The 10801-nt window shown below is 56.5% G+C and carries 7 protein-coding genes; 1 reads left to right on the top strand and 6 read right to left on the bottom strand.

The features are described from left to right. Positions 1 to 784: 784 nt before the first annotated feature. The 4 genes from F3I21_RS22915 to F3I21_RS22900 form a co-directional block, all read right to left on the bottom strand. A complete protein-coding gene (locus F3I21_RS22915; RefSeq protein ID WP_150059874.1) occupies positions 785 to 1333 on the bottom strand; it encodes a hypothetical protein in 549 nt (182 codons plus the stop codon). Between the two features lie 78 nt (positions 1334 to 1411). Beyond that, the gene (afaD, locus tag F3I21_RS22910; protein ID WP_150059873.1) at positions 1412 to 1855 is read right to left on the bottom strand and encodes an AfaD family invasin; all 444 of its coding nucleotides are present in this window, start codon (positions 1853 to 1855) and stop codon (positions 1412 to 1414) included. A 33-nt stretch (positions 1856 to 1888) separates the two neighbouring features. After that, positions 1889 to 4342 carry a fimbria/pilus outer membrane usher protein gene (locus F3I21_RS22905; RefSeq protein WP_150059872.1) on the bottom strand — a complete coding sequence of 818 codons (2454 nt, stop codon included), beginning with the start codon at positions 4340 to 4342 and terminating at the stop codon, positions 1889 to 1891. A gap of 34 nt (positions 4343 to 4376) precedes the next feature. Continuing rightward, a complete protein-coding gene (locus tag F3I21_RS22900; protein ID WP_223815740.1) occupies positions 4377 to 5117 on the bottom strand; it encodes a fimbria/pilus periplasmic chaperone in 741 nt (246 codons plus the stop codon). Between the two features lie 841 nt (positions 5118 to 5958). On the opposite strand from F3I21_RS22900, the gene F3I21_RS22895 reads away from it, so the two are divergent. Beyond that, a complete protein-coding gene (locus tag F3I21_RS22895) occupies positions 5959 to 8538 on the top strand; it encodes an autotransporter outer membrane beta-barrel domain-containing protein (protein ID WP_223815739.1) in 2580 nt (859 codons plus the stop codon). A gap of 163 nt (positions 8539 to 8701) precedes the next feature. On the opposite strand, the gene F3I21_RS22890 is transcribed toward F3I21_RS22895, so the two are convergent. Then, a complete protein-coding gene (locus F3I21_RS22890; protein WP_150059871.1) occupies positions 8702 to 9691 on the bottom strand; it encodes a LysR family transcriptional regulator in 990 nt (329 codons plus the stop codon). A gap of 376 nt (positions 9692 to 10067) precedes the next feature. Next, positions 10068 to 10451: a hypothetical protein gene (locus F3I21_RS22885; protein WP_150059870.1), complete on the bottom strand. Its 384-nt coding sequence runs from the start codon at positions 10449 to 10451 to the stop codon at positions 10068 to 10070. Positions 10452 to 10801 lie beyond the last annotated feature (350 nt).

The following is a 10801-nucleotide window of genomic DNA, read 5'->3' as shown; positions in this document are numbered from 1 at the left end:
GACCACATGAAAAAGTGGCCCTGAAATACGGCATTTTATGGCATCATCGGGCCTGAGAAAACCCGGCGGAGCCGGCAGGAGGTTCAGCTGCACGGTCTGACTTTATCCGGCTGGCTTCGCAGGTGTTAGCAACGGTGCTAAAGTGCTCCCCCAACGGTAGGTGTCTAAACCTGGGCTTACTCTGTCCTCCAGAATAAGGGATATCTTCATGGTAACTTTTGAAATTTTTATAGCAATTAAATTTTGTGCAAGCAGGACATAAGCAGTCGCTGCTATAGCAAAAAACCAGCATTTTCCGCAACACAGTAAAATGGTACTTAAAGGTTAAACCTGAGCTACCAGAATATTCACCAAGGCCTCGTGCCACCTCAGTTTAGATAAGTTTTATGCTTACATCCGCATGCGTATTCAGCATGCCCGCCCGTATAAAATTCCGGCGACTGTTATTGACATAAGGCTGTCACAGTAATGTATTTACTTTTTTGGCGGTATCTTGCGGTCCGTAAAGAGGAAATCGCCCCACTAATGCAGTCACTGTACGCTGGCATGGCGCAGATATACAGCAGCCCGCTCGGGTCCGAATATTCCATGCAGACGCTCAGCAGCAAATGCATCAGAGTGCTGCATTCGCTGAAGACGTAGCGGGATAACTTTGCAGCCATGTCAGCATTACGGGACGTGCCCGTGGAGAAAAAGCTCATCCATGAGAGTTACATCTTACTCTTATCCGTCCGCTGAAGAGGGCCGCCGTGCAGACGGCCCTTCATGTGCGGAAGGGGGGGCCTTACGGGTTGTAAATCGCCCCGGTCATGCTGATGGTGTAGATCCCTGGCTTGACAGCTTTGGTGCCATCACCAACCGCCCAAACGTTATAATCAAGCTTGCTAGAAGCTGTGGGGGTTACCGCATACACATCACCGTTGATCCGAATAACATCATATTTACTCTCCATGCTATCCAGATCTGCGTCTTTTGGCATAGGAATATAATTAAAGCTGTAATCTTCTTCCCCCTCATGCCCAGCAGCATAGCTAGTTGCAGGTCCTAAAGAATCATTACCAAATTTTAAAGCCAATAACGCAGTGACACCGGAATCTTTAATCGCCAGGCTTCCGTTGGCAATTGTTAGAGGATTAGCGGACGACACTTTTTGACCCGCTTTCAGACCAGAAATCGGCGTCAGTGTGTTCTGAAGCGTAATCGGCTGGCTAAACTCTACGTCTGCAGTCGCCGTGGTCAGGTTGCTGATGGTGCCTCCGCTCAGCTCAGCAGCGGATGCTGCCTGGCTGAAGCAGACGGCGGCGATGAGTCCGGTCAGTAAACGCATTTTCATAAGTTTCTTTCCTGTTCAATATTTCAGATATTTATACCTCGCCATATGGCGAGGTGGTGTTTCTGGCACAGGGCCAGGTTAGTTCAGGACGGACGCGCTGAGCGCCACCGTCCAGGTATCCGCATCCACGTACTGATCGCCGTCTGCTTCCAGTCGGAAGTCGGCGGCACCTGTGGCGTACGTAATCACAGCACCATCGCTTTGTGCTCCGGGCCGCCAGACTGGACCGCTCAGGCGCACCCGCAGCCGGTGACCGGGGTCACGCTGTCCGGACAGCGTGCAGCGGCTGGGATGGCCGGACTCGGGTTCAGATCTGCAAAGCAGCCGGAACCCGACATGGGATGAATTGCTGCTGACGCGCCCGGACATAAGCAGCGTGCCGTCACGCACCTTCCCGGCCTTCAGGCCCGAAGCGGCTCTGAGCTGCAGGCTGGGATTTTCATCGGCGCTGGCGCAGACGCTTTTCAGCATCAGCCCCGCCAGTAACGCGGACCATACGAACATTTTCCTGCCGTAAACCATGCTACCCTCCATTTTCAGGTATGTTTCTGTCATTCATCGGCATACGGCGTTTAGTGTGTATAACCCTGCCACGCTCTTCTCCTCCGGCAGGCGGTAGCCAGCCCTGCAGGCGCCTGCACCCTCTCGCACGCGCAGCGTACCTCTTACGGGCAGGCCGGTCAGGTAGGCCTGACCGCCATCCCCTACCATGCCCACACTGCCCTCCACGCCCTCCGCGCTGACAGAGGCTGAAAACGCCACGGGCGAGCCGTCAGGGTGGTGTAATGTCACAAGAGCCCGGGCGCCGGTGCGGGTGGAAAAATTCGCCGCCACCACCGCGCCGGCTGTAGGTACCACCTTCACATCAGTCTGTGTGACTTCCACGTCGTCGGGCAGTGCGGTCGGGTCCAGGCTGACGGTATTTTCCTGGAAGCTGTTCATACCGGATGCTGCCGTGTAGCCTAGCCGGTCTGTCCTGACTCCAGGCCATCCGGTGACGTTCACGCCAGCAGCGCCAGGAGCGCTCACCAGTGCGACCGTCTCACTCAGGGGCTGGCTCAGGGTGACGCCGTGACGGTGCACAATCACACCACCTGACACACCTGCCCCTATATTCCTTCCTGAAGGGCTGTAGCCATAATCCACTTCGGACTGCCCGTAGGTACCGCTCCAGCCCAGGTGCAGGGTACTGTTGCTGCGCTGATCGGCAGGTACGTCGCTGAGATAGCGCGCCCTGACGTCCCAGCTCAGCCTGTCGTCCATGCCAAGCCCGCTCAGTCCGGCTTCCTGTGTCAGGCTGCCGCGGGACGGCTCGTACAGGCTCCAGCTGGCATTCGTGCCGCCGGTAAGCGGTACGCTCAGCCACATATTCAGGGTGCTGTCCCGGCAGCCGGAACGAAGCCGGTTCTGCTGCCAGCTCACCGAGACGGATGTACCGCGCAGCGACGCGCTCCAGCTGATGCCATATCCCGAGTTGCTCCCTTTATCGCCCCACCATCTGGTTCGGTTCACGTTAAGTCCGATGCCGCCCAGCGCTCCCAGCGGCTGATTCAGCGTCAGGGTGCTACTGCCGCGCATCTGCCCCCCCCGTACGGTCTGATAGCGCCCCCTCTCCCTCTGCCAGCCGTCCATCACCTCCGCGAGCTGACGGTAGCCGGGCGAGGTGTGCTGCGTACTTGTCAGAGAAAAACCGGTTCCTGTTGCATGCAGACGGCTGCTGTATCGCACCCGCCAGGATGTCCCGGCCTCCCTGCTGCCGTCAGAGAGTTCGCTTCGCGCGGCTGTTGTATCGGCGGAGATGGCCCCCAGTCGGCCCAGCGAGCCGCCCAGCCCGAGCGAAAGGCTGTTGTAGTGTGCCGCTGCCTGAAGACCACCATAAACGGTGAGTCCGTGCGGCAGGCCGTACATCGCCGTACCCTGAACCAGCGGGGCGGCTACCGTTCCTGTACCGGCGACCCGGTAGGATCCGCCGGCCAGGCTGTACTTCAGGTAGCCAGTGTGAAGCGCCACGGCCGGGGTCTGCCAGGGCACAGTAAAGAACTGATTGTGGCCGTCGGTCTCATGCACCGTCACCTGCAAATCGCCCCCGCCGCTGGCAGGTAAGTCCTGAATATCAAAAGGCCCCGGTGCCACCTGCAGAGTTTTCAGCAGGTAGCCGTTCTGGCGCACCTCAATCCGGGCGCGCGTGCGCGCCACGCCGCTGACCGCTGGCGAAAAACTTCGTTCTCCGGCCGGTGTCATGGACTCGTCGGTCGCCAGCATCACTCCGGTAAAGGGTACCCCGTCAAACACTTCGCCCGGCGTGGTCCGCTCACCCAGAGTCAGGCGGCTTTTTAAGCCTCTCAGCCCACGCGCGGCGTAGCTGTACGCCCGCTGCCACTGTCCGCCGCTCTGCCAGCTCCAGCTGCTCCGGACCCGCCAGGGGCCGGCGTTAAAGCCCGGCAGCAACTGCGCCCAAGATGAGGACTGGCCTGCGCCGTCTCCGTCCGTACGGGAAGTTCCTGCGCTATAGTTCATCAGAAAGGCCGTGATGCCGTCATCCCAGAGCGCCTCGGGGGCCAGCCCGCTGTAGCGCGGCTGCAGAGCAGCCTGGGGAATATCCAGATGCAGCTGCAGAGCGGCCACGTCAGCCCGGCTCGCCGCCTGTGGAATGGCCGCCAGCCGGACGCAGTTAGCGCTGCCTCCTGCCTGTGTCAGGCCCGGCCAGGTGTCCACCTTCACTCCCCAGCGCAACAGTTGCGTCGTGCTCAGGCAGGGCTTCAGGTCGCGGCGGCCGTCTGACTTACTGACCAGCCGCAGCGTGATGTCCTGGCTGTCAACCCGTTCGCCGTTGAGCAGCACATCCATCCGGTAGGTACCTGGCTGCTGCAGACCCTGCTCAAACAGTTCAAGGTCTGACTTCTTCACCGCACCGCCAAGCAGCGCGGCGTCAAAGTGATAATCCTGCGCTAGCGCGCCGGCGGCGAAGCAGGCCGCCGGTAGGGCCAGCGCTGTGGTAAAATGTCGCATGACCCCTCCCGGAAGGCTGCAGCTGACGAAAAAGTTAACTGAGGTTCATCTGAAAGCGCCGGCTCTCCCCCCCCAGGTCGTTAATCACGGTCCAGGACACTGCCCCGGCCGCGCCAGCGGGCAGCGTCAGGGAGGCAGAGCCCTGCGGCGGAACATACGTCAGATTACCTGCGGGCTTTCCGCCCACGCTGACTGTCTTCAGGTTTATGTAAAACGGCGTGGGGTTACTGACCCGCAGCGTGGCTCCCTGGCGGGTCCAGCGCAGCGAGCCAGCAGCCTCCTCCGGACTGGCTTTCAGGCCGGCAGGGCGGTACAGCAGCTTGTCGCACGTGCTGATGGCCACGTTGACGGCAAGAGAAACCTTGCCATTACCTCCGCCGCTGGTATCTCCTGACGGCGGCACTGCCTTCACGCACAGCCAGAACAGGCTCTCGCGGTCAGCGGGAAGATTGCCGCCTGTTCGGATGACGCGCAGGCGGCTCTGCTGGCCAGCCTCAAGCCTGAACAGAGGTGGCGTCACCACGAAAGGAGCCTGAGATTTCATATCCTCCATAGTCACGGACGACTGCACCAGAACGGGATAGGCCTGTGGGTTTGACACTGACACCTGCGCACCAGATGCCTTTTCCGGATAAACGATCCGGGTTGCCCCGAGCGTCACGCGAAAGGTATTTGTCGTGGTTTCCACCTGCGGTGCGGCATGACTGCCCGTGCTCAGGGTGAGTAGTGCGCCGGCCAGCAGGGCGGCGGGCGCACCGGCATGAAACTTCATCATATTTCTGTCCTTTCACGAGCCCGCGCAACAGCCCGACAGGGCCCGCAAAGCGCAGGGGAGGTTAACTGAGGGCGGCAATAATAGAGATGCGAAGGCCTCCATGAAACCGCCGGGAGGTTATGTCGGCATTAACTTTTAGGACATGCCTGCAAATGCGGACCTCAGGTGAAGGAGGCAGACGCTGAGCCGGCGCCTGTCCGGTTGCGTTCGCAGCGGCAGGTGAAAAGGACTTCAGCCTTCGTCCGTGATTTACCTGGCGCTGGGGGCGTATTTCCCAGCACTGCTCAATGTAGTCCCTGAAGTGCATGAAGAGCTTCGCCTGCCGTGTCGCTGCCGCCATATCAGCCACACCGGAAGGTCGGAGATTTTCCATTCGGCAGCAAGGGAACCAGCCTCCCGCAGACGATATAGCTGGCGGCCAGGCAGCCCGGCGAAGCTGAGGACGCTCCGCTCCCGCACGTCCCGTAAAAATTGCACATCAGGGGGCAGGCAAAGTGTAATCATTCGCCCAGTGGCAGGCCTGGTGCTCGCACACCACAGCTGGCGCGGTTAGTCTGATGGTGCCACTCACCATAACGTCATCAACGCGGATTTACTCAAGCAGTGCGTGGAAAGATGGCGCGATTTCCCTGGCGCGATGCAGCGTCATCCGCATGCACAGGTTATTGCCTCTGTCTATGAAGATCCCTGTATCGGGATGCGACACCAAATTATTGATTTATAATATGATGGTGTTTTTTAGGTGCTACTGTGGCTTCTGTATCCGGCTGCTGTCCCTCCTGCTACACTTCTTTTGCAGGCTAATTGACCGGAGCGGTATTAAGAGAGCAACTATGCGAAAATGCTCACGGATCTCACTTTTCCTTTTCAGTCGCAATTATATCTTCGTAATTTTAATGGAGTATTTCTGATGATAAAATATCTGGGTTTGACCTGCTGCCTGATGGCTGGCGCATCCCATGCAGCCATCACGACATTGCCAGATGTTCAGACGATATTACCTGATGCTTTAACTGGAGGGCCCTACGCCTTTACTCAGGGTGCTTTAGATTCACTTTTAAGTTTAAATACAGTAAAGGCGAATACCTATTTGGTCAGCAACCCCAGCGGTTTAAATTCTATTGGTATCCTGTTAGCGTCAGAAACATCTGCACAAGATATTAACCTGAGAAGATTGAACGGATTTATTCTGAGTGGCTCTACGTCTGCCAGTACGACCGGCCGATACTCAATATTTGATAACACGAACCCCGCAAAAAATATCACTGACTATAATCAATTCCTTTTCCTTGTGGAACCTGGCGCCTTTATCGCCCGCTGGGAAACCACGGGGGGTAGCATGGTCTCCGGCACCGGACGCGCACTCTGGATTGCCACCGGCGCGACTGTAGGTGCCGTATCCAACACCACCACCACGCTGTCGGACACCGTTGCCTTCACCACTGACGGCACCATTTCAGGCGCGTTCACCAACACGGGCACCGTCAGGGCCGGAGAGGTGGCGCTGGACATTGAGGATAACGGCAGCGTGGGGGTGATTGATAACCGGGGAACCCTCTCCGGCGGCCAGTACGCGGTGCGCAACACCGGGACGCTGGGGAGCTTCACGAACACCGGTACGGTTACAGGTGGCATTCTTAATGCCGGTAACATCAGGGGTGACGTCAGCCTCGGTGGCGCCTCACTCATTCTCGCCGGCAGCCGTGCCGTGCTTGGCGGCACCGTCAGCGGTACACCCGGTGACGGCTCCACCGTGTCCGTGGGCGATGTGAATAACAGTGCAGCGTTCACCGCCACGAATAACGTCAGCGTGGACAACATTACCGTCAGCTCCGGCAGTTCACTGACGCTCTCGCCATCGGCCAACTGGGCCGCCGCTAACGGCACGGTCAACAACGGCACCCTGACGCTGGAAAGCGGCAGCGTTCTTAATGGCGCCCTGTCTCAGAACGGTACGCTGCTTTTCAGCACCGAAAAAATGGCCTCCTCCGTTATAAACGCCAGCCTCACCAACAGAGGGAGCCTCGTGCTGAATCCCACCCCGGCCAGCGCGGGCAACACCCTGACGGTTAACGGTGATTATACCGGACTGCCCGACAGCTCGGTATCGCTCGGCAGCGTGCTGGGCGGCGATGACTCCCTGACTGACCGCCTCGTGGTGACCGGCAACGCAAGCGGTGCCAGCACGCTTTTCGTGACCAACGAGAACGGCGGCGGCGCGCAGACGCTGGACGGCATTCAGCTTATCAGCGTGGGCGGGCGCTCTGACGCCGTGTTCTCGCTGGGTAACCGCGTGGTGGCCGGTGCCTATGACTACAGACTGCGCAAAGGAAATGTCTCAGGCACAGACACGGCGGGCTGGTACCTGACCAGCACTGCCTTCGCATCAGTCCCTGACCCCACACCTTCTCCCGGGCCTTCACCTGAGCCAGTCCGCATGTATCGCCCCGAGGCGGCGGCCTATGCGGCTAACCTTAAGGCGGTGAATAGCATGTTTGACCTGTCAATGCGTGACCGCAGCGGGGAAACGCGCTATTCCGATCCGGCAACGGGTGAGGTCAGAACTACCAGCATGTGGATGCGTAACCTGGGTAGTCACGGGCACGCGTCGATGACGGACAGGCAGAACCGCACACAGACGAATCGCTACGTACTGCAACTGGGCGGGGACGTCATTCAGGTCTCCACAGACGGGACGGACGCATTTCATGCCGGCATTATGGGCGGCTACGGCCGGGCGAACAGCAACTCACACAACAGCCTGACAGGACGGGATGCGAAAGGCAGCGTGAGCGGATATAGCGCAGGGATGTACGGCGCATGGTACCAGAACGCGGAGGCGAAGACCGGTGCCTGGGCCGAGACGTGGGCGCAGTATAACTGGTTCCACAACGAAGTGTCAGGGGATATGCTGCCTGTGGAGCGCTACAACAGTCAGGGGATCAAAGCGTCGCTTGAGGGTGGTTATGCATGGCTGGCTGGAAGCTGGCAGAGCAGCAGCGCGACGGAGAACCGTCTGTTCCTTGAACCGCATGCGCAGGCCGTCTGGTCCGGCATCAGGGCGGATGACCACACCGAGGCGGGCGGCACCCAGGTTCAGAATACGGGAAACGCCGGCATCACCACCCGCCTCGGAGTCAGGACTTACCTGAACGGGAAAAGCGTGGCGGACCTGCAGACCGTACGCGAGTTTCAGCCGTTCGTTGAGGTGAACTGGCTGCATAATACGGCAGCGTACAGCGTGCGCATGAACGGTGAAACGGATGATGTGCGGGGGAGTCGGAATATTGCGGAAATGAAAACGGGCGTGGAGGGGCGTCTGTCGCAGAGCCTAACTGGAGCCGTGATGTTCACGCAGCAAGCCGGAGGTGCTGGCTACCGTCAGAGCCAAGGTTCGCTGCAGGTGAGTTACAGGTTCTGAGCCATCACGCCGTGATGAACGTTAAATCAGCTTTCAACGGCAGCAGGTAGCATAGCCACGCCTCCGGCTCGACCCGTTCAGCTGGCAGATAAGCAATATCGACGGCAGTACTTTCGCCGTCGATATCGTAACCAGCAGATTGTCTGACATCATTTCAGGCAATTCAACCTTCCTCTTTTTTTATCAGAAAATCTGGCTGAAGTGGTTTTAACTCTGTTTCTGTCGACGATATCTGAGGACGACTGTTCCAGCGAATTTCAATATAGTCGCGGAAGCTGGTGAAGAGCCGAGTCTGATGAGCGCGAGGTCTCCATATCAGCCATACAGGCAGGTCAGGTATTTTCCAGTCCTTCAGAATCATTTGCAGTTGCCCCTGCCGGAGGTAGCCGGAGGCCAGCCACCCAGGGGTGGCAAGGCTTATGCCCTTCCCTTGAATTACAAGATTCAGTAAAGCAAAAAGATTGTTGGAAGAAATACCAGTATCTGAAATATTCTCGAGAACAAATGACTCTTCCCCCCGGGACAACATAAGCGGCCCGGAAAGACCGTGGTGGTGCATACCAAATAAGTTATGTTTTTCAAGATCACGGGGATGCTTGATTGGAGGATGACGGTTCAGATAATCTGGGTTTGCGCACAGTACTAACTTCAAAGGACTGAGTTTGCGGTGAACCAGCTCCTCACTCTCAATTCGCCCGCTGCGTAACACAAGGTCATCCAGTTCCGGAGAGTCGCGGTGTAGATCTGAACGTTCACGAGCATCAAGAAAAACTTTTACACCGGGATGTGTCAGGGAATAATCATATACCCACTCATTAGCAAGGAATTCGCAGACAATAGCCGGCGCAGTCAGTCTTACTGTTCCCCTGATTTCATTTTCGGGATTTCGGATCTCTTCAAGGAGTATTTCAAACAAATTAGTGATATTACGTGCATGCCTAAGAGCAGTTTTTCCCGCATCCGTAAGATTCATGCCCGTAGGTGTGCGCGTAAAAAGTACGCTCCCTAGATACTGTTCAACACGATTGATGGCTTTACTTACTGCAGGCGCAGTAAGATCGAGTTGCCGTGCCGTTTCCGCCACACTGCCGGACTCAGCGGTACGTATAAATATAAGCCAGTCACGCATGCCACGATTATTATCCTTATCCATTTATTCTCCTTTTCAACATAGATCCGTTTCGGATTCGAACTCATAAATGTTAAAACCAAAATTGATAATTCAGCCATCAATCTGGATAATTAATAAACCGATGCAATCAACCCTCCAAAATGCCGACAAAAACCCCGAAAAGTTTTATGTAGGGCTGGGAATCATTAGCGTTATTTATAATATTATACCTCTGGAGGGAAGCAGTTGTTAGTATTTAATCCATATGACTTTCAGAGCCAGGCCCAGTCCACAGTGACAGGAGACAGCAAAAATACAGCAGCACTATTATGGTAATTATAAAAATCAGTGCACAGAGACAGCTGCGGTAGCGATAACTGAGACGCATGGTAGGGCAAAAACGGCGTAGAACATGACTTCATAGGACAGGGTCCGGGTTGGCCGAGCGGGCTGTAACCAAACGTCGGCCACTGACTGCTGTAATCCTGAAGGCAGAAATAAAGGACACACGACATCTGGCCGCTGGTCCGTTCAGGATAAACAAAGACAAGTGAGGCGAGCCAGACCAGAAAGAGGGGGAGGCCATATGCAGAAAACGCTTAATTAAAAATGCACCTGCTCCATCCGGTGCCTCCCGAGTGATGAACGTCATAATGAAACCTCTGACTTTGAAAAAAACATCGACGCTCAGGACGCCGGGAATGTGGTTTTCCCAGTAATCCCCCAGAAAGGCAGCATTATGGGCAGTCATCACAAGCAAGGCCGCCAGTCCGCATACGTACTGAATGGTAAGAATCTTCATGGGTATATCTCACCCAGTTCAGTCAGAAATAATTCACGATTACTTAACTTAGCAGCATTCACCTTACCGAACCAGATATTAAACGGAACTAAAATGAACATAAGGGGTCGTTCAGCAGGCTGTCCCACCACTGACAAATCCTCACTGAAGCTCTGAAATGGCGGATGACCGGCACTTGGCCTAGGTTGTAACGTTTACCACCGTTATAAAATACTGTTTCGGGCACCGCTTTTCAGTACCGGTGTTAATCAGAGTAATGCCTGAATTTTGTGGGAGTTGTGTTATTTTATCCGGGCGGTGAATCCCCCTAAGCGGCGGGGCTGAGCCACAAAAAGGCTGAAAGCCCTGGC

It is taken from the genome of Pantoea sp. B_9, assembly GCF_008632015.1.
In the GTDB taxonomy this organism is placed as follows: Bacteria; Pseudomonadota; Gammaproteobacteria; order Enterobacterales; family Enterobacteriaceae; genus Pantoea; species Pantoea dispersa.
This window is presented reverse-complemented; position numbering and strand designations above follow the sequence as displayed.

Bases quoted from the DNA above. Each gene is read 5' to 3' on its own strand.
- F3I21_RS22885 (WP_150059870.1), bottom strand. From the start codon at position 10,451: ATGAAGATTCTTACCATTCAGTACGTATGCGGACTGGCGGCCTTGCTT.
- F3I21_RS22905 (WP_150059872.1), bottom strand. From the start codon at position 4,342: ATGCGACATTTTACCACAGCGCTGGCCCTACCGGCGGCCTGCTTCGCC.
- F3I21_RS22900 (WP_223815740.1), bottom strand. From the start codon at position 5,117: ATGATGAAGTTTCATGCCGGTGCGCCCGCCGCCCTGCTGGCCGGCGCA.
- F3I21_RS22890 (WP_150059871.1), bottom strand. From the start codon at position 9,691: ATGGATAAGGATAATAATCGTGGCATGCGTGACTGGCTTATATTTATA.
- F3I21_RS22895 (WP_223815739.1), top strand. From the start codon at position 5,959: ATGCTCACGGATCTCACTTTTCCTTTTCAGTCGCAATTATATCTTCGT.
- F3I21_RS22915 (WP_150059874.1), bottom strand. From the start codon at position 1,333: ATGAAAATGCGTTTACTGACCGGACTCATCGCCGCCGTCTGCTTCAGC.
- afaD (WP_150059873.1), bottom strand. From the start codon at position 1,855: ATGGTTTACGGCAGGAAAATGTTCGTATGGTCCGCGTTACTGGCGGGG.